General features: G+C 71.7%; 17 protein-coding genes, 1 tRNA gene, 3 pseudogenes and 1 riboswitch. Of the genes and pseudogenes, 14 read left to right on the forward strand and 7 right to left on the reverse strand.

Going from position 1 to position 26,998, the window contains the following annotated elements; translation table 11 throughout:
- Positions 1-164 precede the first annotated feature (164 nt).
- Positions 165-1,109 (forward strand): nucleoside triphosphate pyrophosphohydrolase, encoded by a 945-nt coding sequence (locus OJ254_RS12800; protein WP_265365135.1) that lies wholly within the window; start codon positions 165-167, stop codon positions 1,107-1,109.
- 34 nt (positions 1,110-1,143) lie between these two features.
- Positions 1,144-3,513 (forward strand): tetratricopeptide repeat protein, encoded by a 2,370-nt coding sequence (locus tag OJ254_RS12805; RefSeq protein ID WP_265362434.1) that lies wholly within the window; start codon positions 1,144-1,146, stop codon positions 3,511-3,513.
- Here OJ254_RS12805 and OJ254_RS31585 read toward each other — a convergent pair.
- Positions 3,503-4,896 (reverse strand): annotated as a pseudogene (locus tag OJ254_RS31585) (MFS transporter). The gene OJ254_RS12805 and the pseudogene OJ254_RS31585 sit on opposite strands and share 11 nt — an antisense overlap.
- A 46-nt stretch (positions 4,897-4,942) precedes the next feature.
- On the opposite strand from OJ254_RS31585, the gene OJ254_RS12820 reads away from it, so the two are divergent.
- The 8 genes from OJ254_RS12820 to OJ254_RS12855 all read left to right on the forward strand — a co-directional run bounded on the left by OJ254_RS12820 (position 4,943) and on the right by OJ254_RS12855 (position 13,494).
- Positions 4,943-5,824 (forward strand): LysR family transcriptional regulator, encoded by an 882-nt coding sequence (locus tag OJ254_RS12820; protein WP_265362437.1) that lies wholly within the window; start codon positions 4,943-4,945, stop codon positions 5,822-5,824.
- A gap of 184 nt (positions 5,825-6,008) precedes the next feature.
- Positions 6,009-7,244: a cytochrome P450 family protein gene (locus tag OJ254_RS12825; RefSeq protein ID WP_265365136.1), complete on the forward strand. Its 1,236-nt coding sequence runs from the start codon at positions 6,009-6,011 to the stop codon at positions 7,242-7,244.
- Positions 7,245-7,495: 251 nt separating this feature from the next.
- Complete coding sequence (locus OJ254_RS12830; protein WP_279350561.1) at positions 7,496-8,536, forward strand: transglycosylase family protein; 1,041 nt, start codon at positions 7,496-7,498, stop codon at positions 8,534-8,536.
- A 251-nt stretch (positions 8,537-8,787) separates the two neighbouring features.
- Positions 8,788-8,954, forward strand: a riboswitch (cyclic di-AMP (ydaO/yuaA leader).
- A 7-nt stretch (positions 8,955-8,961) separates the two neighbouring features.
- A complete protein-coding gene (locus OJ254_RS12835; protein ID WP_279350563.1) occupies positions 8,962-9,618 on the forward strand; it encodes a transglycosylase family protein in 657 nt (218 codons plus the stop codon).
- 329 nt (positions 9,619-9,947) lie between these two features.
- Positions 9,948-11,228, forward strand: coding sequence for a phosphopyruvate hydratase (eno, locus tag OJ254_RS12840; protein ID WP_261951051.1), 1,281 nt, complete (start codon positions 9,948-9,950; stop codon positions 11,226-11,228).
- Positions 11,229-11,404: 176 nt separating this feature from the next.
- Positions 11,405-11,857, forward strand: a complete 453-nt coding sequence (locus tag OJ254_RS12845) for an FtsB family cell division protein (protein ID WP_265362439.1) — start codon at positions 11,405-11,407, stop codon at positions 11,855-11,857.
- Positions 11,858-11,992: 135 nt separating this feature from the next.
- Positions 11,993-12,544, forward strand: coding sequence for a DUF501 domain-containing protein (locus OJ254_RS12850; protein WP_265362440.1), 552 nt, complete (start codon positions 11,993-11,995; stop codon positions 12,542-12,544).
- Positions 12,541-13,494, forward strand: a complete 954-nt coding sequence (locus tag OJ254_RS12855; RefSeq protein ID WP_265362441.1) for a Ppx/GppA phosphatase family protein — start codon at positions 12,541-12,543, stop codon at positions 13,492-13,494. The genes OJ254_RS12850 and OJ254_RS12855 overlap by 4 nt, the downstream gene beginning before the upstream one ends.
- Positions 13,495-13,545: 51 nt before the next feature.
- Here OJ254_RS12855 and OJ254_RS12860 read toward each other — a convergent pair whose 3' ends face one another.
- Together OJ254_RS12860 and OJ254_RS12865 are read right to left on the reverse strand one after the other, a co-directional pair.
- Positions 13,546-13,815 (reverse strand): type II toxin-antitoxin system RelE family toxin, encoded by a 270-nt coding sequence (locus OJ254_RS12860; protein WP_265362442.1) that lies wholly within the window; start codon positions 13,813-13,815, stop codon positions 13,546-13,548.
- Complete coding sequence (locus OJ254_RS12865; protein WP_260639121.1) at positions 13,812-14,084, reverse strand: type II toxin-antitoxin system Phd/YefM family antitoxin; 273 nt, start codon at positions 14,082-14,084, stop codon at positions 13,812-13,814. Before OJ254_RS12865 ends, OJ254_RS12860 begins: the two co-directional genes overlap by 4 nt.
- A gap of 465 nt (positions 14,085-14,549) precedes the next feature.
- Between OJ254_RS12865 and OJ254_RS12870 the strand changes: the two are divergent.
- Both OJ254_RS12870 and OJ254_RS12875 read left to right on the forward strand, forming a co-directional pair.
- A pseudogene (locus OJ254_RS12870) lies at positions 14,550-15,935 on the forward strand (NAD(P)/FAD-dependent oxidoreductase); the annotation flags it as partial.
- Between the two features lie 221 nt (positions 15,936-16,156).
- Positions 16,157-17,467, forward strand: a complete 1,311-nt coding sequence (locus OJ254_RS12875) for an SAM-dependent methyltransferase (RefSeq protein WP_265362443.1) — start codon at positions 16,157-16,159, stop codon at positions 17,465-17,467.
- 68 nt (positions 17,468-17,535) lie between these two features.
- Here OJ254_RS12875 and OJ254_RS12880 read toward each other — a convergent pair whose 3' ends face one another.
- Positions 17,536-20,070 carry an ABC transporter permease gene (locus OJ254_RS12880; RefSeq protein WP_265362445.1) on the reverse strand — a complete coding sequence of 845 codons (2,535 nt, stop codon included), beginning with the start codon at positions 20,068-20,070 and terminating at the stop codon, positions 17,536-17,538.
- A gap of 47 nt (positions 20,071-20,117) precedes the next feature.
- On the reverse strand, positions 20,118-20,930 hold the full coding sequence (locus tag OJ254_RS12885) for an ABC transporter ATP-binding protein (RefSeq protein WP_265362446.1): 813 nt from the start codon (positions 20,928-20,930) through the stop codon (positions 20,118-20,120).
- Between the two features lie 474 nt (positions 20,931-21,404).
- Here OJ254_RS12885 and OJ254_RS12890 point away from each other — a divergent pair.
- Positions 21,405-21,486: transfer RNA gene (locus OJ254_RS12890), tRNA-Leu, on the forward strand.
- A gap of 106 nt (positions 21,487-21,592) precedes the next feature.
- Here the strand turns inward: OJ254_RS12890 and OJ254_RS12895 are convergent.
- Entirely contained in the window at positions 21,593-22,762 is a 1,170-nt protein-coding gene (locus tag OJ254_RS12895) for a glycosyltransferase (RefSeq protein ID WP_265362447.1), read from the reverse strand.
- A pseudogene (locus tag OJ254_RS12900) lies at positions 22,762-25,607 on the reverse strand (bifunctional glycosyltransferase/CDP-glycerol:glycerophosphate glycerophosphotransferase). Before OJ254_RS12900 ends, OJ254_RS12895 begins: the two are co-directional and overlap by 1 nt.
- A 425-nt stretch (positions 25,608-26,032) precedes the next feature.
- On the opposite strand from OJ254_RS12900, the gene OJ254_RS12905 reads away from it, so the two are divergent.
- On the forward strand, positions 26,033-26,911 hold the full coding sequence (locus OJ254_RS12905) for a Bax inhibitor-1/YccA family protein (RefSeq protein WP_265362448.1): 879 nt from the start codon (positions 26,033-26,035) through the stop codon (positions 26,909-26,911).
- Positions 26,912-26,998 lie beyond the last annotated feature (87 nt).

Genomic DNA, 26,998 nt, shown 5'->3' on the forward strand with positions numbered 1-26,998 from the left:
TCCGGGCGGGCGGCGGCGCGGGCACTGCCGGGCGGGAGGTCCGCGTGGACCAGCCGTGCCGGTGGGGTTGTCGGTGGGGTGCGTTACGTTCGATGCGTGAACGCTGACGCCTCCGCCGCCGACCCGGCGCCGCCGCCCGTCCCGAGGGCCCCGGCACCGGACGCCTGGTCCTGCTCACCACCAGCCACCGGGTCGCCCCCGGACTGCTGTCCTGGCCCGCGTGGCAGGTCCTGCGCGCCGCCGAGCGGGTGCTGTGCGCCGATCCGGACCATCCGCAGCTGCCGTATCTGCGCGAGGCCGGCATCGCGGTGGAGACCGCCGCCCCGACCGCCCGCGAGCTGGTCGACTACTGCGTACCCGAGGACCGTACGGTCGTCGTGCTGACCTCGGCGGAGGGCGAGAGCGCGCTCACCGACGGGCTGGCCCGGCTGGCCGGCTCCGGCCGCGAGACCATGCCCGACCTGGAGCTCCTGCCCGGCTCCTACGACCTGCCCGGCGCCCGGCTGCTCGACCTCGTCCAGGTCATGGACCAGATCCGCGCCGAGTGCCCCTGGAGCAGCATCCGCACCCACCAGGACCTCGCCAAGTACGGCCTGGAGGAGGCGTACGAGATGGTCGAGGCGATCGAGGCCGGCGACCGGGTCGAGCTGCGCGAGGAGCTGGGGGACGTGCTCCTCCAAGTGGTCTTCCACGCCCGGATCGCGCAGGACGACCCGGAGGAGCCGTTCTCCGTCGACGACGTGGCGGGCACGATCGTGGAGAAGCTGATCCACCGCCATCCGCATGTCTTCGGGGAGGCGGAGGCGGCCACCCCGGAGGACGTCAAGGCGCACTGGATACGTACCAAGGCCGTGGAGAAGCAGCGGGGATCGGTGACCGAGGGCGTGCCGCTGGCCCAGCCCGGCCTGGCCCTGGCGGCGAAGCTGGCGTCGCGGGTGCGCACGGCGGGCCTGGACGTGCCGCTGCCGGCCGGCCGGGGCGTCGGGTACGAGCTCCTGGCCATGGCGGTCCGCGCCGAGGCGGAGGGCACCGACCCGGAGGCGGCGCTCCGCGCGGCGGCCCGCGCCTACCGCGACGCGGTGCTGGCCGCGGAGGGCGGTACTCCTTAGTACCGTTGGTGCAGGGCGTGTTGAGGGGGCGGGCGTGGAAGCGGAGTTGGCGACGCTGGCGGGTGCGGGGGCGACGGCGCTGGTGCAGGCCATGGCGACGGACGCCTGGGAGGACGCCCTGCAGCAGGTCACCCAGCTGTTCCGGCGCACGGACCAGCACAGCGAGGTCATTGCCCTGGCGCAGACCACCGGTGACCTGTTCTCCGGCGCCACCGCCGACCCGACCGACGTCACCGCGCAGTGGCGGGCACGGCTGCGGGACCTGCTTGAGGGCGACCCCGGGGCCGCGGGTCAACTACGCGCCGTGCTGGCCGAGTTGGTCCCCGATGCGGACGCGGGCGGGGGTGCCGGCCCGGCCGCGTCCCCCGATGCGGAAGGGGTGGCGGTGGAGGTGCCGGCCGCCGGTGTGCGCAACTCCATCACCGGTGGCCTCCAGGGCAATGTCATCCAGGCCACCTCCATCAACTCACTGACGTTCCACGCCAGTTCGCTGCAGAGCGCGCTGCCCGACCCGGACGGCTGGCCGCGTACCGAGGACGTCGATCCGGTCGCGCTGGGCGTACGCCCCACGTACCGGCTGCCGGACCTCCCGCAGCTGCCGCCGTACGTCATCCGGGACCGCGACGACGCCCTCATCGCGGCGGTCACCCGGGCCCGGGAGGCCGGCGGGCTGGTGCTGGTGCTCGGGGAGCCGTTCGCCGGCAAGTCGCGTACGGCGCTGGAGGCGATGGTCCAAGGGCTCGCCGGATTCCGGGTGTTCGCGCCCGCGCGCGGCACGGACCTGCGCGGTCTGCCCGCCCTGCTACAGGGGCGTCCCGGCCGGTACGTCCTCTGGCTGGACGACCTCGACGGGCATCTCGGCGACGCCGGCGGCGGCCTGGAACCGCGGCTGCTGGCCCAGCTGACCGCGCTGCGCGTGACCGTGCTCGCCACCATGCGCGAGGACGCCTACGACGAGCACCGGCACACCCCGCACGGCCGGGTGCTGGACCTGGCGACCGTCGTCGAGCTGGCCCGTGAGTGGAGCCCGATCGAGCGGGACCGGCTGGCGCGCCGGGCCGCGCGGGCGGATGACCCGCGGCTGGGCGAGGTGCTCTGGGCCGGCGGACCGGAAGGTGCGGCCGCCTATCTGGCGCTCGGGCCGCTGCTGTGGGACGAGTGGTGGCGGGCCCGCCGCGCCGACCGCCACCCGCGCGGCCACGCCCTGGTCCGCGCCGCCCTCGACCTGGCCCGCTGCGGGCTGCGCCGCCCGCTGCCGATGGACCTGCTGGTCAAGGTGCACGAGGGCTACGCGGACGTCACCGGCATGGACCGGGAGTCGCTGGCGGACGCCCTCGCGTGGGCCACCGAGCGGCGCCACGGCCTGCTGCGGTTCCTCATCCGCGGCACCGGCGACACCTGGCGGGCCGCGCCGTTCCTGCGGCACGCGGCCGCGCGGCACGACACCCTGCCGCCGGTGGACGGCCAGATCTGGGGCTGCGCCCTGGAGGTGGCGCGGACGGACGACGCGTACGACTACGGTGCGATCGCGGCCGCCGCCCGCGAGGCGTTCCGGCGGGCCGCCGAGGCGGGCGACGACAAGGCGCTGCACAACCTCGGGGTGCTGGCCGAGTCGCTGGGGGAGCGGGCGGAGGCCGAGGAGTGGTTCCGGCGGGCGGCCGACGGCGGGCAGGCGCAGTCCGCGGGGCGGCTGGGCCGGATGCTCGCCGACCGTGGCGAGGGCAGGGCCGCCGAACCGTATCTGGAGCTCGCCGCGGAGGCGGGGGACACGGAAGCGGCGACGCTGCTGGGGAAGCTGCTGCGGACGCGGGCGGAGCGCTGGCTCGGCGTCGCCAAGGAAGGCGGGAGTGCGGAGGCGGCGTACCTGTGGGGTGATCTGCGGCTGGCCGCGGGGGACGACACCGACGCCTTCGACAGCTACCACGACGCGATCCTGGCCGGCTGCGCGGAGGCGGCGGGGCGTTACGGCAGCCTGATCCTGCTGTGGAACGAGCACAAAATGGCGGCGGTCTGGTTGCGGCGGGCCGCCGACGCCGGTGACAAGCAGGCGGCGGAGCGGCTGTACGACAACTTCGAGGCGCCGCCGTCGCTGGACACGGTCGAAACGGAACTCAAGGAGCACGCCGCCGAGGGCAGGCCCCTCGCCGCCGCCAACTACGGCGTCTTGCTGGAGCTCCAGGACCGTCCGGACGAGGCCCGCCCCTGGCACGTCAAGGCGTACGAGTCCGGCGACCCCTACGGCGCCTTCCGCCTCGCCGAGCTGCACAAGAGGGCCGGCGAGCCCGGCGAGGCCCAGGCCTGGTACCGCAAGGCCGCCGCCCTGGGCCACCCCGGTGCCGAGCGGGCCCTCGGCGAGGACCCGGGCGCGGGCGCGGCATCGGGAGGCGACACCGTCAGCGGGTGACCGGGACCGCCGCCGCGGCCGGCTGCTCCTGCCCCTGCTCCCGCACCGGCCCGTCCGGCCGGGTGCGGTGCCGCACCAGCCGGTCCAGCAGCCACACCGTCACCACGGCCGCCGCCAGTCCGGCCCCCATGACGCACACCCCGCCCCAGCCCGCCGCGGACCACACCACCGACGTCAGCGCCGAGCCCGCCGCGCCGCCCGCGAAGTAGCTGGTCATGTAGGCGGAGTTGAGGCGGTTACGGGCCTCGGGGCGGACGCCGTAGATCAGGTTCTGGTTGCTGACGTGCAGGGCGTGCGCGGCGAGGTCCAGCACGATCACCCCGGCCAGCAGCGCCGCCAGCGACCAGGCGCCGCCCGCCCCGCCCAGGGCCAGCAGCCCCCAGGAGCCGAGCAGCAGGAACGCCGCGGCGCCGGCGACGTGGTGGACCAGGCCGCGGTCCGCCAGCCGGCCGGTGGCGGAGGCGGAGAGCGAGCCGGCCGCGCCGACCAGCCCCAGCAGACCGATGGCGGACTCCTGCCAGCCGTAGGCCGGCCCGGACATCAGGAACGCCAGCGCCGTCCACAGCGCGCTGAAGCCCGCGAAGGTCAGCGCGCCCAGCACCGCCCGCCACCGCAGCACCGGCTCGTGAGCGAACAGCGCGAGGGTGGAGCGCAGCAGCGCCGGATAGCGCAGTCCCACCGTGGTGCGCAGGGCCGGCAGCCGGAGCCGCAGCAGCACGGCCATCAGCGCCATCAGCCCGGCGTTGACCCAGTAAGCGGTGCGCCAGCCGCCCAGCTCGGCGAGGGTGCCGGAGGCCGTACGGGCGAGCAGGATGCCGAGCAGCAGACCGGTCATGACGGTGCCGACGGTCCGGCCGCGCTCCTCGGGGCGGCGAGGGTGGCCGCGTACGGCATGACGACCTGCGCCGCGACCGAGGTCAGACTGGTCAGTGCGGTGCCGGTCAGCAGCAGGGCGGCGTTGGTCGCGCTCGCCGTCACGGTGAGGAAGACGGCGGTCGCCGCGCACAGCGTGACGGCCAGCCGGCGCCGCTCCAACAGGTCGCCGAGCGGGACGAGCAGCAGCAGCCCGAGGCCGTACCCGGTCTGTGCGACGGTCACCACCAGCGCGGCGGTGGATGCCGAAAGCCGCAGGTCATGGCCGATGACGTCGAGCAGCGGCTGGGCGAAGTAGTTGCCGGCGACGGACAGCCCGGTGGCGACGGACATCAGCAGCAGCGTGCCGCGGCCCAGTCGTCCCGGTCGGTCCTGCGCGGACCGGTGTGTGTCCTCGGCTGTCATGCCTGACCTCCCCGTTCGTGCCCGCGGCCACCGTGGCGGCGGGCAGCACCCAGCCTCGGGCCGACACCATCGATGAGTCCAACACATCGTTTTCATCGGACCCATCGCGAATCACGATCGATCCCTTCCGCCGGTGGCAGGATCGGTGGGCATGGAGCTCCAGCAGATGCGCTATGTCGTGGCGGTGGCGGAAACCGGCGGGTTCACCCGGGCCGCCGAGCGGTGCCACGTCGTGCAGTCGGCGCTCAGCCACCAGATCGCCCGGCTGGAGAAGGAGCTCGGTGCGCGGCTCTTCGACCGGACCAGCCGCAGCGTCCGGCTGACCGCCGCCGGGGAGGCGTTCGTGCCCGTCGCGCGGCAGGCGCTGGCGGCGGCCGAGCGGGCCCGGGCCGAGGTGGCGGCGGCGACCGGGGAGGTGCGCGGCCGGCTGGCGGTGGGCGCCATCTCGACCGTGGCGGCCGTCGATCTCGCCCGTGAGCTGGGCGCATTCCGCGGCCGCTATCCGCGGGTGCGGGTCGGCCTGCAGATGGAGATGAGCGATCCGCTCATCGAGAAGGTGCGGGAGGGGACGCTGGACGTCGCCTTCGTCGGGCTGGTGCCCGGCGCCCGCCCGTCAGGCGTGCGGGAGCGGGTGCTGGCCCGCGGGGAGCTGGTGGCCGTGGTGCCGCCGGGGCATGCGCTGGCGGGGCGGGAGTGGACGACGCTGGCGCGGCTGGCGCGGGAGACCTTCGTGGACTTCACGGCGGGGTCGGCGGCCCGGCGCCAGCGCGACGAGGCGTTCCGGGCGGCGGGGCTGTCGTCGGAGGTGTCCTTCGAGGTGACCACGGTGGAGTTCCTGGCGAAGCTGGTGCGGGCCGGGCTGGGTATCGGCATGGTCCCGGAGGCCATCGCCGCCGAGCTGTCCGGGCTGCACATCGTGCGGGCGCGGCCCGCGCCGGAGCGTACGGAACGGGTGGTGTGGAGCGCCCTGGGCCCGTCACCGGCGGCGGTGGCCTTCCTGGAGGGGCTGGGGGTGGATCCGGGCGGCTCCTGAGGGGCCGCCGGGTGCCCCGGGGGGCGGGCCCGCCGCCCGTGCGCGGGGCGTCTTCCGGGGCGGTTACGGTCAGAGGGTGCACGACGAGCCCCGCCCCACCCCTACGGACCCCACGCCCGCGGACAGCGCTCCGGACCGCCCCGCGGGCTGCCCGGCCAACGGGCCGGTCCCGCCCGCGCCCGAGCTGTTCACCTGGGAGTTCGCGTCCGACCCGTATCCGGCGTACGCCTGGCTGCGCGAGCACGCGCCGGTGCACCGCACGGCGCTGCCCAGCGGGGTGGAGGCATGGCTGGTGACCCGCTACACCGAGGCGCGGCAGGCGCTGGCCGACGCCCGGCTCTCCAAGAACCCGGTGCACCACAGCGAGTCCGCGCACGGCAAGGGCAAGGTCGGCATCCCGGGCGAGCGCAGCGCCAACCTGATGACGCATCTGCTCAACATCGACCCGCCGGACCACACCCGGCTGCGCCGGCTGGTCAGCAAGGCGTTCACACCCCGTCGCGTCGCCGAGTTCGCGCCCCGGGTGCAGGAGCTGACCGACCACCTCATCGACGGGTTCGCCGGTCGCGGCGAGGCCGACCTGATCCACGAGTTCGCGTTTCCGCTGCCGATCTACGCGATCTGTGACCTGCTGGGTGTCCCGCGCGAGGACCAGGACGACTTCCGGGACTGGGCGGGCATGATGATCCGCCACGGCGGCGGCCCGCGCGGTGGGGTCGCGCGGTCCGTGAAGAAGATGCGCGGCTATCTCGCCGAACTGATCCACCGCAAGCGCGAAACCCTGGAGGCCACCCCCGCCCCGGACGAGGACCTGATCTCCGGGCTGATCCGCGCCTCGGACCACGGCGAGCACCTCACCGAGAACGAGGTCGCCGCGATGGCCTTTATCCTGCTGTTTGCCGGTTTTGAGACGACCGTGAACCTGATCGGTAACGGCACGTACCAGCTGCTGCGGCACCCCGCCCAGCGCGAGCTGCTGCAGAAATCGCTGGCGGCCGGCGACACCGAGCTGCTGGCCACCGGTGTCGAGGAGCTGCTCCGCTTCGACGGCCCCGTGGAGCTGGCGACCTGGCGGTTCGCCACCGAGGAGCTGACCCTCGGCGGGCAGCGGATCGCCGAGGGGGATCCCGTCCTGGTGGTGCTGGCCGCCGCCGACCGCGACCCGGCGCGCTTCCCCGACCCGGACCTGCTCGACCTGACCCGGCGTGACAATCAGCATCTGGGCTACGGGCACGGCATCCACTACTGCCTGGGCGCCCCGCTCGCCCGGCTCGAAGGGCAGACCGCGCTCGCCACGCTGCTGACCCGGCTTCCGGACATCCGGCTTGCGGCGGAACCGGCCGAATTGCGGTGGCGCGGCGGGCTCATCATGCGCGGACTGCGGTCGCTGCCGGTGGAGTTCCCGCCCGAGCGGCCCTGACCAGCGGCGGAGGACGGTGGTGACAGAGCGTCAGGACGTGACCTGCGCGTGATCTCGGCTACACCGACTTGTGACTACCCGTGACCCCGGCTACCTTTCGATCCACGATCAACGGCTTCCTCGAACACAGTGCCGAGGAAGCCGTCGGATCGCGACAACTCAACCGCCGCGCGAAAGGCATCCGCATGCGTTCCGGGAACGGCCGACACCGTCGCCCCCGTCAAGCACCGGCCATCTTTGTCACGGCGGGAGTGACCGGCTCGGCACTCGCACTGCCTCTGCTCTCCGCCGGTGGCGCCCACGCCGCCGACACCGCGACCTGGGACCGGGTCGCCCAGTGCGAGAGCGGCGGCATCTGGAGCTCGGACACCGGCAACGGCTTCTACGGCGGGCTCCAGCTCACCCAGGACATGTGGGACCGGCACGGCGGCGCGGCCTACGCCTCGCGGCCCGACCTCGCCAGCCGCGCCCAGCAGATCGCGGTGGCCGAGACGATCCTCGACGACCTCGGCCCGGACGCCTGGCCGAGCTGTGCGGTGAACGCCGGTCTGAAGAAGGACGGCCGGGCGCCGCAGGTCGACCCGGGCGGCACCAGCACCCCGATACCCGACCCGTCGGACGACGACGGGACCGCCGGCTCCGGCTCCTCCGGCTGGCACGACGGGACGGCCGACGACCCCGGCGGCGATGACCGCGACGGGCCGGCCGGTGACAAGCCGTCGAAGGCCACGCCGTCCCCGTCCACTCCCGCCCCCTCGGACTCCGCCGGTACCGGCACGTCCCCCGACCCCGACCGGACCTCCGGCTCCTCCGGGCAGTCCGGCGACGCGACGCCGGGCGACCGGGGCGAGGACCCGTCCGGCACCACCGCCCCCTCCGACGACGGCACCAGCGGCAGCGACGCCAGCGGTACCGGCGACGGCCCCGGTAGGGGCAAGGGGGACGACACGGCCTCCGGCGGATCGCGGGGCGGTACGGCGACGGACGGCGTGCCGGGCGGTAAGGGCCGGCACCGCGGCGACGCGGACCAGGGCGAGGGCGAGGGTGACGGCGGCGACCGGGCCTCCGGCGGGCGGCACGCCTCGCGCGGCGACGACGCGCACCGGACGCCCCCGGCCGAGGGCGACGGGTACACCGTGCAGCCGGGTGACAGCCTGTCAGCGATCGCCCGGGCGCACCGGCTGCCGGGCGGCTGGCCGGCGCTCTACGACCGCAACGAGGACGTCGTCGGCTCCGACGCGGACCTGATCCAGCCGGGTCAGCAGCTCGATCTCGGGCGGTCCGCAGGGTAGTTCGCCGGTTTCGGCCCGCTTTGGCGAAAGTGAGACAAGCGTCTCGTTGTGGGTGGTGGGCCCCGAAGGGTCCGCCACCGTCGCACCGGTCCCCACCTGCGGGTTTGTGACCCCTCCGTGATCAAAAATGGTCAACTCGGTCCAGATGGGGGGTTTGAACACCGCGGTGGTTCCTGATTACGGTCATCACCGCTCGCCAAAGCGGGCCCCTTCGATCACACGCCGAGTCCTGCCGGTGGTCGGAGGCAGTTGACGCGCAAGCGCCGTAGGCAGGAGCGGGGGAACCAAGGTAGGCGCCGGCCCGGCCCGTGAAAGCGGGTCAGCCGGCTTGGGGTGAAGCCCGGTGCTCACGGCACCGGCCGGGCGACTCACAGTCCGAACCCGACAGCTCACCTCGTAGGCGTCGGTGAGGAAACGAACGAACCATGCTGATCTTCAAGGGCAAGCACCGTCGTCCCTCCAAGGCCGCCCGCGTCGCCACCCTCGCCGGTGTCGCCGGTGCCGCCGTGGCCGTCCCGCTGATGGGCGCCACCTCTGCCTCCGCCGCCTCCGTCGCCACCTGGGACAAGGTCGCCCAGTGCGAGTCCGGCGGCAACTGGTCGATCAACACCGGTAACGGCTACTACGGTGGCCTGCAGTTCTCCAACTCCAGCTGGGCCGCCGCCGGTGGCACCAAGTACGCGCCGCGCGCCGACCTGGCCAGCAAGTCCCAGCAGATCGCCGCCGCCGAGAAGCTCCTCGCCCTCCAGGGCCCGGGCGCCTGGTCCTGCGCCGGCGCCGGCGGCCTGACCTCCGGTGGCCCGTCCCCCGACCTGGACACCAGCACCCCGGTCGCCAAGTCCGCGCCGGCGAAGAGCGACGCGGCCGTCAAGCGCACCCCGGCCGCCCCGAAGCACGAGAGCGCCCCGGCCGCCCCGAAGAAGAACCAGGGCCACGGCAACTACACCGTCAAGGCCGGCGACACCCTCGCCAAGATCGCCAAGGCGCACGGCACCCACTGGAAGGCCGTCTACGCGGCCAACAAGTCCGTCATCGGCGGTAACCCCAACCTGATCTTCCCGGGTCAGAAGCTCCACGTCTGAGTCGTCCCCACACCGGGGCACCCCTGGTGAGACCGGCCCCGTCCGGCGCGCCCTCCCCCGGCGCGCCGCGGCGGGGCTTCTCCGTACCCGCCGTCCGTACCCCGCCGTCCGTACCCCGCCGTCCGTGCCCGCCGTCCGTGCCGCCGCCGGCCGGACGCTCCGCCGGACTTTCCCCGCTCGGCGAACATTGCGGCAAACGTCCCGTGAACTGGGCCTTTGTGTCGCTTGTGGGGTTATTCCGTCCCACGGAGCGGGCCAAGGGCAGGCGGACGCTCCCCGGGCCGTTAGGCTCGTGCTGCAGAACTCCAGACACCCATGAAGGAGACAACGTGCCGTCCATCGACGTCGTCGTAGCCCGCGAAATTCTCGACTCGCGAGGTAATCCCACGGTCGAGGTCGAGGTCGGCCTCGACGACGGCAGCACCGGCCGTGCCGCCGTGCCGTCCGGCGCCTCGACCGGCGCCTTCGAGGCCATCGAGCTCCGCGACGGCGACCCCAACCGCTACCTCGGCAAGGGCGTGGAGAAGGCCGTCCTGGCCGTCATCGAGCAGATCGGCCCGGAGCTCGTCGGCTACGACGCGACCGAGCAGCGGCTGATCGACCAGGCCATGTTCGACCTGGACGCCACCGACAACAAGGGCTCGCTCGGCGCCAACGCCATCCTCGGCGTCTCCCTCGCCGTCGCGCACGCCGCCTCCGAGGCCAGCGACCTCCCGCTGTTCCGCTACCTGGGTGGCCCGAACGCGCACGTCCTGCCCGTGCCGATGATGAACATCCTGAACGGCGGCTCGCACGCCGACTCCAACGTGGACATCCAGGAGTTCATGATCGCCCCGATCGGCGCGGAGTCCTTCTCCGAGGCCCTGCGCTGGGGCGCCGAGGTCTACCACACCCTCAAGAAGGTCCTGAAGGCCAAGGGCCTGGCCACCGGCCTCGGCGACGAGGGCGGCTTCGCCCCGAACCTGGGCTCCAACCGCGAGGCCCTCGACCTCATCCTGGAGGCCATCAAGGAGGCCGGTTACGCCCCCGGCCAGGACATCGCGCTGGCGCTGGACGTCGCCGCCTCCGAGTTCTACAAGGACGGCAAGTACCAGTTCGAGGGCAAGGACCGCTCGGCCGCCGAGATGACCGAGTACTACGAGGAGCTGGTGGCGGCCTACCCGCTGGTCTCCATCGAGGACCCGCTGTTCGAGGACGACTGGGCCGGCTGGAAGGTCATCACCGACAAGCTCGGCGCCAAGGTCCAGCTGGTCGGCGACGACCTGTTCGTCACCAACCCGGAGCGCCTGGCCCGCGGCATCGAGGAGGGCTCCGCCAACGCCCTCCTGGTCAAGGTCAACCAGATCGGCTCGCTGACCGAGACCCTGGACGCCGTCGAGCTGGCCCAGCGCAACGGCTTCAAGTGCATGATGTCGCACCGCTCCGGCGAGACCGAGGACGTCACCATCGCCGACCTCGCCGTCGCCACCAACTGCGGCCAGATCAAGACCGGCGCCCCGGCCCGCTCCGAGCGCGTCGCCAAGTACAACCAGCTGCTGCGCATCGAGGAGATCCTCGACGACGCCGCGGTGTACGCCGGCCGCAGCGCGTTCCCCCGCTTCAAGGGCTGACGCCCCGGAGCTCGGCGCCCCGCGGTCCCGCCAGGGCAGCCGACCCGAGCCCGAGAGGGCTGATCGGGCGAGCCGACCGCCCAGCGCCCCGTACGTCCCCGGCGACGGTCCCGTACCGTTGCCGGGGACGTACCTGCTTGAAGCAGACCGGCGTCCGTCAGTGAAGGGGAGACGACGTGCCCGCGGACCGGTTCTCGACCGCGACCCGACTCAAGGCGCTCGGCGAGCAGGCCGCCGCCCGCGTCTACCGCGCCCGGCCGGCCCGCCGCAACCGCCTCACCGGCCGCGCCGCCCTGCTGGCCCTGGTGATGTGCTCGCTGGTGGTCGCGCTCGCGTACCCGATAAGGCAGTACGTCTCCCAGCGCTCCGACATCGCCGACCAGCGCCGCAAGGCCCGGGACGCGGGCGCCGAACTGGACCGGCTGCGCGAGCAGAAGGCCCGCTGGCAGGACCCGGAGTACGTCCGCCAGCAGGCCCGCCGGCACCTGCACTACGTCATGCCGGGCGAGACCGGGTACATCGTCCAGGACGGCTCCGGCACCGCCGCCGCCCCCAAGGGGACGCAGGCCGCGCAGCGCCCCTGGTACGACAACCTCTGGCACGCGGTCGACGCGGCCGACAAGCGGTAGCGCCGGCTCCGCGGGGTGCCGCCGGGGCCGCCGGCCCGTACCGCCGGCGCGCCCGGGCCCGTACTGTCGACAGGGACGGCGCGCACCCCCGCCCCGCCGCCCGCCCTTCCACTCACCACCTCACCGAAAGCGCACATGGAAACCCCTCCGCCCCAGACCGAGCCCACCGAGCCCACCGCCGCGGACATCGCCGCCTTCAAGGAGCAGCTCGGCCGCCCGCCGCGCGGCCTGCGCGCCATCGCGCACCGCTGCCCGTGCGGCCAGCCGGACGTCGTCGAGACGGCGCCGCGCCTGGAGGACGGCACGCCCTTCCCCACGCTCTACTACCTCACCTGCCCGCGCGCGGCCTCCGCGATCGGCACGCTGGAGGCCAACGGCGTGATGAAGGAGATGTCCGAGCGGCTGGCGGCCGACCCGGAGCTCGCCGCCGCCTACCGCGCGGCCCACGAGGACTACATCCGGCGGCGGGACGCCATCGAGGTGCTGGAGGGCTTCCCCAGCGCGGGCGGCATGCCCGACCGGGTCAAATGCCTGCACGTCCTCGTCGGCCACTCGCTGGCGGCCGGGCCCGGCGTCAACCCGCTCGGTGACGAGGCGATCGCCATGCTGCCGGAGTGGTGGAAGAAGGGCCCGTGCGTGAGCCCGTGCGGCGGGACCGACAGCCAGACCGAGGGAGAGTCCGAGTGAAGCGTGTCGCCGCCGTCGACTGCGGTACGAACTCCATCCGCCTGCTGGTCGCGGACGTCGACCCGGCGACCGGCGAGCTGACGGAGCTCGACCGCCGGATGCAGATCGTCCGCCTGGGCCAGGACGTGGACCGCACCGGGCGGCTGGCGCCGGAGGCGCTGGAGCGCACCTTCGCGGCCTGCCGGGAGTACGCCGCGGTGATCAAGGGCCTGGGCGCCGAGCGGGTCCGTTTCGTGGCGACCTCGGCCTCCCGGGACGCGGAGAACCGCGCGGACTTCGTGCGCGGCGTGGTGGACATCCTGGGCGTGGAGCCCGAGGTGATCACCGGCGACCAGGAGGCGGAGTTCTCCTTCAACGGCGCCACCAAGGAGCTCACCGGCCGCGCCGATCTTCATCGTCCGTTCCTGGTGGTGGACATCGGCGGCGGCTCGACCGAGTTCGTCCTCGGTGATGACGCCGTCCGGACCGCGCGCTCGGTCGACGTCGGCTGCGTCCGGATGACCGAACGGCACCTGGTGCACAACGGCGAGATCAGCGACCCGCCGACCGCCGCCCAGGTCGCCGCCATCAAGGCCGACATCGCCAAGGCCCTGGACCACGCGGAGGAGGCCGTCCCGCTGGCCGAGGCCGCCACCCTGGTGGGCCTGGCCGGCTCGGTGACCACCGTCGCCGCGATCGCCCTAGGCCTCACCCACTACGACTCCGAGGCCATCCACCACTCCCGCATCCCGCTGGCGAAGGTCCGCGAGATCACCGAGCAGCTGCTCACCGCCACCCACGCCGAGCGCGCGGCCATCCCGGTCATGCACCCGGGCCGGGTCGACGTGATCGGCGCGGGCGCCCTCGTCCTGCTCGCGATCATGGAACGCACCGGCGCCGAGGAGGTCGTGGTCAGCGAGCACGACATCCTGGACGGCATCGCTTGGCACGCCGCACTCGACGACGAGTGACCCTCTGGCTGTGAGGCGACCCGGAGCCTCAGGGCTTCGGGCTGCCTGCTCTCAGATGTTGCGGTAGACGTCGCGTCGGTCGCCGATCTTGACGACGAGGATGATGAGTTCGCCGTCTTCGACCCGATAGGCGACCCGGTAGCTGCCGACCCGGAGCCGATAAAGGCCAGACGGGCCGGTGAGTTTCTTGATGTCGGCGTCCTCACGGTACGGATCGTCGCCGAGCGCGGTCAGTGCGGCCAGGATGCGCATGGCGGCAGGCCGGTCGATGGCTCGAAGTTGCCGCTGTGCCGCCGCAGTGAACCGGAACGCGTACTTCACGCCGCGTCGTCAGTGCGATCGGCGAACAGGTCTGCCAGCAGCTCAGCCATAGACACCGTCGGGCCATCCTGGGCCAGGACCGCTTCCGCCTCCCGGGCCAGCAACACGTCGGCTGCTTCCTCCAGCGCGTTGAAGTCCGCGATCGGCACCACGGCCGCGACGGGCTCGCCGTTGCGGGTGATCACCGTAGGTGTGCCCTCCTCGGCGCGATTGATGTGGTCCGCCAGGTGTGCGCGGGCTTCCCGTACAGTCACAGTGCTCTCGGCCATGAAGAAAGTGTACGCACGATTGTGTACACACGCGAGTGCGGCAACGGCCTCTGCCGGGCGGCTTCTTGAGTGGGCGTGGTGCCCTCCGAGCGCGATTCAGGGGCGCTCAGGGGGCTCCGCGGGCGCCCCGTGGAAGAAAGTTCGTGAAATCCTTCACATGAAAAAACCTCCTGTCGGGCGAACAATCTGACTGTGCGACGCTCATTCGAAGGCTTCGGGGCCGTTCGACCCGGAGAATGCGCGGGTTCCGGCGGCTCGGTCACGCGCTCCCGCAGGGTGTGATGGGTCACCCGGATGGCCTACAAGGCCTGATCAACGGGGGTCTCCAACGCCTCGCGTACTACGGTGGTTCCGGCCCGCGCTATGGCGTCCGTCACGAAGCCGGCGGAGTGTAGCAGATGCCCCTCGGGTCCTTGTGAAGGGGCTCACGAGCGACCCCCCATGTGGGGGTGGATACTCGATTGCATGAGCACCACGGAGCGTCCCAGGATCCTCGTAGTAGGCGGTGGGTACGTAGGCCTGTACGCAGCTCGGCGCATCCTCAAGAAGATGCGCTACGGCGAGGCGACCGTCACGGTCGTCGACCCGCGGTCGTACATGACCTATCAGCCCTTCCTCCCCGAAGCCGCCGCCGGCAGCATCTCCCCCCGGCACGTCGTCGTCCCGCTGCGACGCGTGCTGCCGAAGGCGGAGGTCCTCACCGGCCGGGTCACCACCATCGATCAGGACCGCAAGGTCGCCACGATCGCCCCGCTGGTCGGCGAGGCGTACGAGCTGCCCTTCGACTACCTGGTCATCGCGATGGGCGCGGTCTCCCGCACCTTCCCGATCCCCGGCCTCGCCGAGAACGGCATCGGCATGAAGGGCATCGAGGAGGCCATCGGCCTGCGCAACCACGTCCTGGAGCAGCTGGACAAGGCCGACTCCACGACCGACGAGGACGTCCGCCGCAAGGCGCTCACCTTCGTCTTCGTCGGCGGTGGCTTCGCCGGTGCGGAGACCGTCGGTGAGGTCGAGGACATGGCCCGCGACGCCGCGAAGTACTACAACAACGTGAAGCGCGAGGACATGCGCTTCCTGCTGGTCGACGTCGCCGACAAGATCCTCCCCGAGGTCGGCCCGAAGCTCGGTGCGTACGGCAAGGAGCACCTGGAGTCCCGCGGGGTCGAGGTCTACCTCAAGACCGGCATGGACTCCTGCGTCGACGGCCACGTCAAGCTGAACAACGGCCTCGAGGTCGACTCCAACACCATCGTGTGGACCGCGGGCGTCAAGCCCAACCCGGCGCTGGCCCGCTTCGGCCTGCCGCTCGGCCCGCGCGGTCACGTCGACACCGCCCCGTCCCTCCAGGTGCAGGGCACCGACTACATCTGGGCCGCCGGCGACAACGCCCAGGTCCCGGACCTGGTCGGCCGCAAGAACGGCAACGAGAACGCCTGGTGCCCGCCGAACGCGCAGCACGCGCTGCGGCAGGCCAAGGTCCTCGGCGACAACGTGGTCTCCGGCATGCGGGGCTTCCCGCAGAAGGACTACAGCCACGCCAACAAGGGTGCGGTCGCCGGTCTCGGCCTGCACAAGGGCGTCGCGATGATCGTCATGGGCAAGATGAAGATCAAGCTCAAGGGCCGTCTCGCCTGGTACATGCACCGCGCGTACCACGGCATGGCGATGCCGACGTTCAACCGCAAGATCCGGGTCTTCGCCGACTGGACGCTGGCCATGTTCCTCAAGCGCGAGGTCGTCTCGCTCGGCGCCATGGAGAACCCCCGCGAGGAGTTCTACGAGGCGGCCAAGCCGGCCCCGCGCCGGCCGCGGCCGGCTCCGGCGACAAGCCGAAGGCCAAGGCAAGCTGATCCACCGGTCGGGTACCGGAGTACTCCGACCAGCCCGAAGGGCGTCCGCCATCCGTGGGGCGGGCGCCCTTCGGCATGTCCGCAAACGTGTCCGCTCTGGCGAAAACCGTCCCGGGTGAGGTTCTCTTACCAGCGAACGGGACTAACGGGACGCCCCGTTGGCGTTTACGTGGTGGGTGAAACTTCTTCGCCCGACTCGTCGACACGGAGGTGTGCGACATGGCCGACGCCGCTGGACGGCTCACCAAGCTCGCCGAGGAGGTACTGGGGGCCCCGCTCCCGGTGCGCATCCGCGCCTGGGACCGCAGCGAGTCGGGCCCGCCGGGGGCACCCACGCTCGTCTTCCGCAACCGCCGCGCGCTGCGCCGGCTGGTGTTCAAGCCCGGCGAACTGGGCCTGGCCCGGGCCTGGGTGGCCGGCGACATCGACGTCGACGGCGACCTCTACGACGCGCTCGACCTGCTCGCCGGACTGGTCTGGGAGCGCGGCGCCGACGCCCCCAAGCCGCAGCGGGCCGCCGTCCTGCGCGCCCTGGCCCGCCCGGAGATCCGTCACGCCGCCCGGGAACTGCTGACCCTGATCGGCGCGCCGGTCCCGCCCGCACCGCCCGTCGAGGAGTCGCGCCGGCGCCGCGGGCCGCTGCACACCCTGCTGCGCGACAAGGAAGCCATCAGCCACCACTACGACGTCGGCAACGACTTCTACGAGCTGGTGCTCGGCCCGTCCATGGTCTACTCCTGCGCCTACTGGGAGGCGCCGGACGCGACCCTGGAGGACGCCCAGCGCGACAAGCTCGACCTGATCTGCCGCAAGCTCGCCCTGAAGGAGGACCAGCGGCTGCTGGACGTCGGCTGCGGCTGGGGCTCGATGGTGCTGCACGCGGCCCGCGAGTACGGCGTACGGGCGGTCGGCATCACCCTCTCCGAGGAGCAGGCCACCTACGCGCGCAAGCGGATCGCCGAGGCCGGGCTCGCCGACCGGGTCGAGATCCGGGTGCAGGACTACCGCGAGATCAAGGACGAGCCGTTCGACGCGATCTCCTCGGTGGGGATGGCCGAGCACGTCGGCCGCGCCCGGTACGCGGAGTACGCGGACGCGCTGTACGCCCTGCTGCGGCCCGGCGGGCGGCTGCTCAACCACCAGATCGCCCGGCGGCCGGTGGCGGACGAGGAGACCTACCGGGTCGACGAGTTCATCGACCGGTACGTCTTCCCGGACGGCGAGCTGGCGCCGGTCGGCCGGACCGTGGCCCAGCTGGAGGAGGCCGGGTTCGAGGTGCGGGACGTGGAGGCGATCCGCGAGCACTACGCGCTGACGCTGCGTCAGTGGGTCACCAACCTGGAGCGGCGCTGGGACGCGGCGGTGCGGCTCACCTCCCCCGGGCGGGCCCGGGTATGGCGGCTCTACATGGCCGCCTCGGCGCTGTCGTTCGAGCGCAACCGGATAGGAGTCAACCAGGTGCTGGCCGTACGGACCCCGGAACCCGGCGCGTCCGGGCTGCCGCTGCGGGCGCGGACCTGGACGGGCTGACCCGCCGGGCCGGAGAGCGCGTGTGCCGGGTCCCCGCGCGGGGACCCGGCACACGCGCTCTTCCGCGGTTACTCCGCCTTGATCGACGCCAGCATGTTCAGCCGGGCCGCCCGCCGTGCCGGCCAGAGCGCGGCCAGGACGCCGACGAGGGCGGCCAGCGCGAGGAACATCCCCATCCGGTCCCAGGGCAGGACCAGTTCGTACGTCGCCAGGTGGCCGGAGATCAGCTCACCGGCGGCCCAGCCGAAGAAGACGCCCAGGCCGATGCCGAGCACCCCGCCGAAGAGCGAGATCACCAGCGACTCCAGGCGCACCATGCGCTTGACGCCGCGCCGGTCCAGGCCGATGGCCCGCAGCATGCCGATCTCCTGGGAGCGTTCGAAGACCGACATCGCCAGGGTGTTGATGACGCCGAGCACCGCGACGATCACTGCCATGGCCAGCAGCCCGTAGAGCATGTTCAGCATCAGGTTGAACATCTTGGCGATGCCGTCGGAGACGTCCTGCTTGTCGGAGACGGAGATCGCCGGGTTCTTGCCGAGCGCGGTGACCAGTGCGTCCTTGGTGGCGTCGGTGGCCCCGTCCTTCGTCTTGACCATCACCTGCATGTCGGTGATCTGCTTCTGGTGCGGGGCCAGCGTGGCGTTGTCCAGGAGGACGCCGCTCAGCATCTCGTTGCCCCGGTAGACGCCCGAGACGGTCAGCGTGCCCTTCTTGCCGTCCTCGTAGGTCACCGGGAAGCGGGAGCCGGGCCGCCAGCCCTTCTCCTTGGCGGTCGCGTCGTCCACGACCACCTTGTCGCCGCGCAGGTCGCCCAGCGCCCCCTGGGTGAAGTCGAGCCGGGTGAGCTTGCCGAAGTCCGGGCCGTTCACGCCGGTCAGGTACGCGGTGCCGGTGCCGATCCGGGCCGGGGAGTTGCGCAGCGGGCTGACCGCGGTGACCTGGTCGAGGCCGCTCAGCTGCTTCTCGACGGCGGGGGAGAGCGGCGTGCGGCTGGCCATGGAGACGACGTAGTCGGCCTTCAGCGCGTCGGTGGCCATCTTGTCGATGCCCTTCTGCACGCTGCCCGCGATCACCGTCATACCGGTGATCAGGGCCAGCCCGACCATCAGCGCGGACGCCGTGGCGGCCGTACGGCGCGGGTTGCGGACCGCGTTCTGCCGCGCGAGGGAACCGGAGATCCCGAAGGCGCGCAGCACGGGCGCGGCCAGCGCGATCAGCGGACGGGACAGCAGCGGCGTCAGGATGAACACGCCGATCAGCAGCAGCGCCGCACCGCCGCCCATGACGACCTTGCCGTCGGACATCCCGGTGGCGACCAGCACCCCGGCCGCACCGGCGCCCGCGAACAGTGCACCGATGGTGTTGCGGACCACCAGCGACTTGGTGGTGGCGGTGGCGTGCACGCTGTTCATCGCGGCGACCGGCGGGATCTTCGCGGCCCGGCGGCCGGGCAGCCAGGCGGCCAGGACGGTGATGACGATGCCGACCAGCAGCGAGGTCGCGACCGTCGACGGCGAGACCACCAGGGGCCCGTCGGGGACGGTGGCTCCGGTGGCGCTCATCAGGGCGCGCAGGCCGGCGCCGATGCCGACACCGGCGGCCAGGCCGGTGACCGCGGCGACCGCGCCGACGACGAACGCCTCGATCAGCACCGAGCGGGTGACCTGACGGCGGGAGGCGCCGACCGCCCGCAGCAGGGCCAGCTCCTTGGTGCGCTGGGCGACCAGCATGGTGAAGGTGTTGGCGATGATGAAGACGCCGACGAAGAGCGCGATACCGGCGAAGGCCAGCAGGCCGGTCTTCATGCCGTCCATGCTCTCGGCGATCATCTTCGCCTGCTCGTCGGCGAGTTGACGGCCCGTGGTGGCCTCCGCGCCGTCCTTGGGCAGCACCTTGTCGACCGCGGCCTTCAGGGCCGTCTGCGAGGTGCCGGGTGCGGCGGTGACGTCGATCTCGCTGAACGTGCCGGGTGCGGCGAACAGCTTCTGGGCGGTCGGGGTGTCGAACAGCGCCAGGCTGCCGCCGGCCGCCACGGTGCCGTCGTCGGTGGTGAAGACGCCGGTCAGCTTCTGCTCGCGGACCGGTCCGTCGACCGAGATCCGGACGGTGTCCCCGACCTTGTAGCCGGCCTTGTCCGCGGTGTGCGCGTCCAGGGCGAACTCGTGCGGGCCCTTGGGGGCGGTGCCGTCGCGCAGCGGGTAGCGGGCGTCGGTGCCGTCCTTGCCGGGGAAGTAGTTGCCGCCGCGGGTGGAGAAGCCGTCCCCGATCAGCGCGCCCTTCTTGTCGGCGATGGCGGTGAAGCCGGAGACGGTGCCGGTGGCGGAGGCCGCGCCGGGTACCCGGGCGGCCGCGTCGAGCAGCTTCCGGTCGAGCCGCGGGGTCCGGCCGGGCGCGCCCCGGTGGTCGCCTGCGGAACGCGGCTGGACGGCGACGTCGACGCGGTCGAAGCCCTTCTGGGAGCTGGCCTGGTACGCGTCGGAGATGGTCGAGGTGAAGACCAGGGTGCCGGAGACGAAGGCCACGCCGAGCATCACGGCGAGGACGGTCATCAGCAGCCGGGCCTTGTGCGCAAGCACGTTGCGCAAGGCGGTACGGAACATGAGTGGTCAGTCCTGGAGGAGAGGTCCGGAGTACGGGTGGCTGCTGATCAGCTCGTGCGGCCCTTGGCGTCGAAGCCGGGGGCCTGGGGGGCACCCCCGGAAAAACGCAGCATGCGCTCCAGGACCATGTCGGCGGTCGGGTCCGGCATGTCGTCGACGATCCGGCCGTCGGCGAGGAAGACCACCCGGTCCGCGTAGGAGGCGGCGACCGGGTCGTGGGTGACCATCACCACGGTCTGGCCGAGCTCGCGCACGGAGTTGCGCAGGAAGCCCAGCACCTCGGCGCCGGAGCGCGAGTCCAGGTTCCCGGTGGGCTCGTCGGCGAAGATGATCTCGGGCCGGGAGGCGAGCGCGCGGGCGACCGCGACCCGCTGCTGCTGGCCGCCGGAGAGCTGGCTGGGGCGGTGCTTGAGGCGGCCGGCCAGGCCGACGGTCTCCACCACGCGGTCCAGCCAGGCGCGGTCCGGCTTGCGGCCCGCGATGTCCATGGGCAGCGTGATGTTCTCCAGCGCGTTCAGGGTCGGCAGCAGGTTGAACGCCTGGAAGACGAAGCCGATCTTGTCGCGCCGCAGCTGGGTGAGCTTCTTGTCCTTGAGGCCGGTCAGCTCGACGTCGCCTATCCGGGCGGAGCCGCCGGAGATCGAGTCCAGTCCGGCCATGCAGTGCATCAGCGTCGACTTGCCGGACCCGGAGGGGCCCATGATCGCGGTGAACTGCGCCTGCCGGAAGTCGACGGAGACCGCGTCCAGGGCGACCACCTGGGTCTCGCCCTGGCCGTAGACCTTGGTGAGATCCGTGGCGCGGGCGGCCACCGCGGTGGTGCGGCCGGCGGTCGGGACACCGGAGTGGGTGGTGGTCACGGGAACGAGCTCCTGTCGGGACGAGGGACCATCGGGGCCGCGCGGCCGGGAGGCACGCCGCGGACGCCATGCGGACGCTTTCCATCGTGGGTCAGCGCACGGGGGGAGGACGTCAACCCCTGTGACCGTCCTTGACCACCCCTGGGCAGTACCCGCGGTCCGTCCGGTCATCCCGGAGGAGGAGACGAACCCTGAGGCGGGGGCGGCGTACCGGGCGGTGCGGCGGGCGTCCCCGGTCGGGTGACGGGGGTGGTGGGCAGGCGTCGAGTTTCCGTCAATTCGGGTACTGATTTGCGCCGCGGCGGGGCGTGGCAAAGGCAGGCACCAGGCATGTGCCCACGGCCTGTACCCAGCGCTGATGCACCCTCAGTTGCCAATAAAATAAGACAACCTCGGGATGAGCGGCCGATCTGCGTCGTGCGCTGCGGGCTACGCTCGTGCTGCCCTCTTTGGGGTGGCATGGGGGATCCCCAAGCCCGGATGGTGGAATGCAGACACGGCGAGCTTAAACCTCGCTGGCCTACGGGCCGTGCCGGTTCAAGTCCGGCTCCGGGCACTCCGCACGTGACCAAGGCGGGGTTCGAAGTCGGGTGCTTACCTGAATTTTCAACGAGAAGGGCCGCCGGGGCAAACCGGCGGCCCTCGTGCTTTGTTCGGCGGGCTCAGCGCTCCAGGAGAGCGAAGAGGTTCTCCCAGCGCCCGACAATCTCGTCGGTGGAGAACCGCTGGATGTTCTCCCGGGCGGCTTCGCCCATCGCGTCCCGGAGCTCCTTGTCCGACATCAGCGTGTCGAGATGCCGGGCGAATTCGGTGATATTGCCCGGGGGAGCGAGGAAACCGTCCTCGCCGTCCGTGATGATCTCGTGGACACCCGGCGCCACGTCGAACGCCACACACGGCACGGCCGTCGCCATCGCCTCCATCGGCGCCAGCGGAAAGCCCTCACCCCGCGAGCTGAGCGCGAACACCGCACTCTCCCGCAGCGCCCCCGGCACGTCGGAGGTGCGCCCCATCCACTCGACGGACGAGGTCACCCCCAGCTCCGCCGCCAGCTTGCGCAGCGCCTCGGCCTCCTCGCCGGAACCGTAGATCCGCAGCGTCCAGTCCGGATGCTCCGGGGCGACCTGCGCCCACGCCTCCAGCAGCAGGTCGACGCCCTTCTCCTCGTGCAGCCGGCCGATGCTGACCACGCACTTGCGGGAGCGGTCCGACGGGACGTCGGGGAAGAACGGCAGGGGGTTCGGCATGAAACCGACATTGTCCATCCGCTGGCGGATCCAGCGGTCGGCGTCCTCGCGGGTGAGCGTCAGCATCCGGTCGACGTCCGCGTAAAACCGCTTGACCCGGCCGAAGCGGGACGACTTGCGGCAGGTCTCGAACGACTCATGGCTCATTCCGACCACCGTCAGCCCGGCGGTGTCGGCCAGCGCGACCCACTCCATCGCCCACACCTGGGTGACGATCACCACCCCGCCCGGCTTCGCCGCCCGGAACAGCGCACTCATCTTCGCCGCCTGCTCCCGCATCCCGGCCTCCCGGGCGGCCCGGCGGCGCTGCTCGGCGACGTTCAGCCGGTCCTTCAGCCCGCGCACCGGGCGGACCGTCGGCGGGTGGTCGCGGTACAGCGTGGTGGCCTTGAACGGCACGTCGTCGGCCAGCTCATGGGCGCGCCCCTCGGGCGCCGGCACGATGCCGATGACGTGCACCCGGTGGCCCCGCTCGCTGAACAGGCGCGCCATCTGGTGCGACCAACTGGTGATGCCGCCCATCTCGTTGACGCTGTTGGAGACGAAGAAGATGTCCCGCGGCCCGGCTGCGTACGACTTGGTCATCAACGGCTCCACTGCGCAAAGAACTGATCGACAATGCTCCGGGCGGCGTCGCCACGGTCGTATTCCCCGAACTTGGCGACGAATTCCGCGCGCTTGCGGGCGTATTCCAGGGACTGCGTCTCGAACGACTTGACCGTCTCGTGGAAATCGTCCTCGGTACGGACCACCGGCCCCGGCGCGTGCGCCAGCAGATCGAAGTAGGTCCCCGGCCCTCGTGGACGTATTCGTCGTAGTCGTAGGTGAAGAACACCAACGGCCGGTCCAGCAGGGCGTAGTCGAACATCACCGACGAATAGTCGGTGATCAGCCCGTCGGCCAGCTCCAGCAGCGGCGTCACGTCATGGCGCGCCGACACGTCGATGACCCGGCCCTGCACCGTCGGGGGCAGCACCACGTGATTGAGATAGTGCGAGCGCACCAGCAGGACGTAGCGGTCACCGAACTGGTCCGCGAACCGCTCGACGTCGAAGGGCAATTCGAAGCGCCCGTGCCGGCCGCCCGCCTTGCGGAACGTCGGCGCGTACAGCAGCACCGTCTTGTCCTCGGGAATGCCCAACTCCGCGGCCAGCGGCCCGCGTTCGCGCCGCCCCAGCTCCTCCTCGCGCTGCCGGGCGCGCACCAGCGCGTCGTTGCGCGGGTACCCGACCCGCAGCAGCGTCTTCTCCTGGAGCCGGAACGCCTTGGCCAGGGTGTGCACATCGTGCTCGGAACGGACCAGGAAGCGGTCGAAGCGGTCCAGCGAACGCTGCTGCTCCTGCTGCTGCTGCCGGGTCTGCGCCTTGAGGGCGGGCTGGTCGAAGCCCATCTTCTTCAGCGCCGAGCCGTGCCAGGTCTGGATGTACGTGGTCTCGGGGCGCTTGGTCAGCTTGAGCGGGTAGCTCTGGTTGTCCACCCAGAACTCCGCCTGCGCCAGCGCCTTGAGGTACGGCAGCGACCAGCGCTTGACCAGCGTGACGCCCTTCGGGAAGTCCTTCGGCGAGCCGGCGTACGACCAGATCGCCTCGAAGTCGAGGCCCTGCCGGCGCATCTCCTCGTAGATCGCGCGCGGGCTGTCGCTGTACTGCTTGCCCAGGTGGCTCTCGAAGACCACCGTGCGCTTCTTGACGGGCAGCCGGCAGAACACCTCGTGGTACGCCCGGAGCTTGTTGTCGCCGGAGGTGACCTTCTTGCGCAGCGCCTTCGCCTTGCGGTAGCCGGTCTTGGCGAGCGTGCCCGGCCTCCCGCGCACCCCGCGGGTGATCAGCTCCTGCATCCGCTCGGCGTTCGCGCCCTCGCTGACCAGCCGGAACGCCAGATGCCCCTTCGCCGAGGCGTGCGGCTGGAGACGGTCGGCGACCATCCGCGTCAGCCGCGGCCGGACCGGCAGCGACCCGGTCAGCTCGGTGTCGGCGACGGTGAGCCGGGTGGTGGTGCGCACCCCGTCCACGTCCAGCCGCAGCCGCACGTCCCAGATGGAGTCCACGATGCCCAGCGGGCGCAGCCCGGCGGTGAGGTCCGTGGTGGCCGCCCAGTGGACCGCGTCACCCTCGTGGCGCAGCTCGCCCACCGGGAAGCGGAAGGACTGCAGGCTGCGCCGCCGGGCGCTGAACTCCAGCTCGCCCTTCAGCCGCGCACCGGGCGGGATGACGCCCAGCGGGTTGGTGATCCGCCCCTCCAGGGAGACGGCCCCACCGGACTCCCGGTAACGGGTGAGCTGGTTGCGCAGGAACAGCTGGTTGACCGGCTTCTCGTGGTAGCCGATGTCGGTGACGTCCAGTACGGAGCGGCCGAAGGCGTCGTCGAAGTGGCCCCCGCACCAGTAGATCCGGCCGTCGTGCTCGGCCAGCGGCGAGGAGACCTTGTCGCGGTTGATCAGCGTGTCCACCGCCGGGATCAGGTTCTCCCAGTCACCCCGCTGGAGCAGGTACGCGCAGATGGCCTGGATGGCCGGCACCCGCTCGTACGCCTCGGGGGCGATCCCGGCGAGATATTCCCGGGAGAGTTCGGCGAACTCGCGGCGGTACGACTCGTCCCGGAACGGCAGGTCGCGCAGATGCAGCACCAGATCGTGCTTGAGGAATTTGACGTCCTTGGCGAGCTTTATTCCGGACAGCCCGCGCTCCGCCAGCAATGCGTCGATGCGCCGGTGGATCTCCAGCCGGTGCGCATAGTTCGTCATTTCGTGCCGCCGGTTCGTCACCGATTTCACGGCGGCCCGCTCGAATACGTGCCAGTAATAGACCTGATTGGGGATCAGGGTGATGCGCTCCGCCGCGAGATAGGCATCGGCGATGAACATCAGGTCCTCGTAGAACATGCCCTTCGGGAATCGCAGGTCATGTTCGATGAGGAAATCGCGGCGATAGCACTTGTTGGTGGAGAGGGTGTCCCAGACGAACAGGTCCGGCAATTCCGTGACCGACTCCAGGGTCCGGGTCGTGGAATACAGCCAGGAATACCATTCGTCCCGCTTCTGATTGCGGGTGTCCTTGTGCAGCCGGACGCACAGACCGGAAACGATGTCCGAGTCGTTCGCCTCGGCGGCCTCCAGCATGTTCCGGCAGGCATTGACCTCCAGGACGTCGTCGCTGTCCAGGAACATGACGTAGCGCCCACGGGTGTGCTGGATGCCGGCGTTGCGCGGCTCGCCGCCCGCGCCGCTGTTCTCCGGCAGCTGGAAGGCTCTGACTCTCTCCGGGTGCGTGGCGGCGAGCTGCTGCGCCACTTCGAAGGAACGGTCGGTGCTGCAGTCGTCGACGATCACCACCTCGACGTCCCGGAGCGTCTGGTCCAGTACGGACTGGACCGCGGTCGGCAACCGGTCGGCGTCGTTGTAGACGATGACGACTACGGAGACGTCAGGCACAGGGACCTCAACCTCTTTCGCTGCTGTTTGCCGCCAGAATAGCCCCGTCTGTCCCCCCGATTACCACGAATCGCGCCCACGGCACTACGCACAGTGAGCTGCCGGGGCCGTGGGGAAGGGCGCTCCGGCATGCGGATCATGACCAGGTGTCATCTCCGCCGATCCGCCCGGCGGGGGGCTTCCGGCCGGAAGGGAAGACGGCCGCTCCGGTGAATCGGTTGCCTGCTCGGATGTGACGTCCGTTGTGCCCGGGTTCATGAGCGGGGCGGTCTCCGGGCACGTCCGCGGCGTCCCGGACGTCCTCCTCTCGGAGGACGTGTCGCGCCGAGTACGGGGAAAGATCCTGCCCAAGAACGAGCGACGTGTCTTTGCCAAGCCATTACGCTTGCCGTCAAGGCCGCGCAGGGCGGCCATGGAGGAGTGAGATGAGGAGCAGCAACCCGGTCTTCTCGCGACGGGGGTTCAGCCGAGACACCGGCTACGCGGGCTTCAACGCGCAGGCCGGGGGCCCCACCGCGAACCCGTACGCCGGCACCAACCCCTACGCACAGGGCGGCAACCCCTACGCGCAGGCCCCCACCGACCCGTCCGCCCAGGGCCAGCCCGTCACCCAGGCACCGCCGCAGTACGCGCCGCAGACCCGGCCGATGACGATGGACGACGTCGTCACGCGCACGGGCCTGACGCTCGGCACGGTCATCGCCGGCGCCACCGTCGGCTGGCTGTTCCTGACCCAGAACCTCGGCTTCGCCGTCGGCGCGGGTCTGGTCGCGATGGTGCTGGGCTTCGTCCAGTCCTTCAAGCGCCGGCCGTCGCCCGCGCTGATCCTCGCGTACGCGGCGCTGGAGGGCGTCTTCCTCGGCGCGCTCAGCGGCTTCATCAACGACCTGCCGAAGATGAACGGCGCCCCCATGCAGGCGGTGCTGGGCACGATGGCGGTGTTCGTCGCCATGCTGGTCGCCTACAAGACGCGGATCGTCCGGGTCACCGCCCGCTTCACCCGCTTCGTGCTGATCGCGGCGCTGGGCTTCGTCCTGCTGTCGCTGGTCAACGTGCTGTTCATGGCCTTCGGCGGCGGGGACGGCCTCGGCTTCCGCAGCGGCGGCCTGGGCATCCTCTTCGGCGTCGTCGGTGTGGTCCTCGGCGCGCTGTTCCTCGCCCTGGACTTCAAGCAGGTCGAGGACGGCATCGCCTACGGCGCGCCGCGCGAGGAGTCCTGGCTGGCGGCGTTCGGCCTGACCCTCACGCTGGTGTGGATCTACATGGAGATGCTGCGGCTGATCTCCATCCTCCGGGGCGACTGACCGCCCCGGCGGCGTAAGCAGCACCGCGACGAAGGGCCCGCAGGCAGCAGCCTGCGGGCCCTTCGGGGTTGAGGACGGCGCCTCATC

Origin of the sequence: Streptomyces endophytica (genome assembly GCF_026153355.1) — a bacterium.
In the GTDB taxonomy this organism is placed as follows: Bacteria; Actinomycetota; Actinomycetes; order Streptomycetales; family Streptomycetaceae; genus Streptomyces; species Streptomyces endophytica.

Bases quoted from the DNA above. Each gene is read 5' to 3' on its own strand.
- OJ254_RS12865 (WP_260639121.1), bottom strand. From the start codon at position 14,084: ATGGCCGAGAGCACTGTGACTGTACGGGAAGCCCGCGCACACCTGGCG.
- OJ254_RS12895 (WP_265362447.1), bottom strand. From the start codon at position 22,762: ATGACCAAGTCGTACGCAGCCGGGCCGCGGGACATCTTCTTCGTCTCC.
- OJ254_RS12875 (WP_265362443.1), top strand. From the start codon at position 16,157: ATGGCCGACGCCGCTGGACGGCTCACCAAGCTCGCCGAGGAGGTACTG.
- OJ254_RS12880 (WP_265362445.1), bottom strand. From the start codon at position 20,070: ATGTTCCGTACCGCCTTGCGCAACGTGCTTGCGCACAAGGCCCGGCTG.
- OJ254_RS12905 (WP_265362448.1), top strand. From the start codon at position 26,033: ATGAGGAGCAGCAACCCGGTCTTCTCGCGACGGGGGTTCAGCCGAGAC.
- OJ254_RS12820 (WP_265362437.1), top strand. From the start codon at position 4,943: ATGGAGCTCCAGCAGATGCGCTATGTCGTGGCGGTGGCGGAAACCGGC.
- OJ254_RS12835 (WP_279350563.1), top strand. From the start codon at position 8,962: ATGCTGATCTTCAAGGGCAAGCACCGTCGTCCCTCCAAGGCCGCCCGC.
- OJ254_RS12850 (WP_265362440.1), top strand. From the start codon at position 11,993: ATGGAAACCCCTCCGCCCCAGACCGAGCCCACCGAGCCCACCGCCGCG.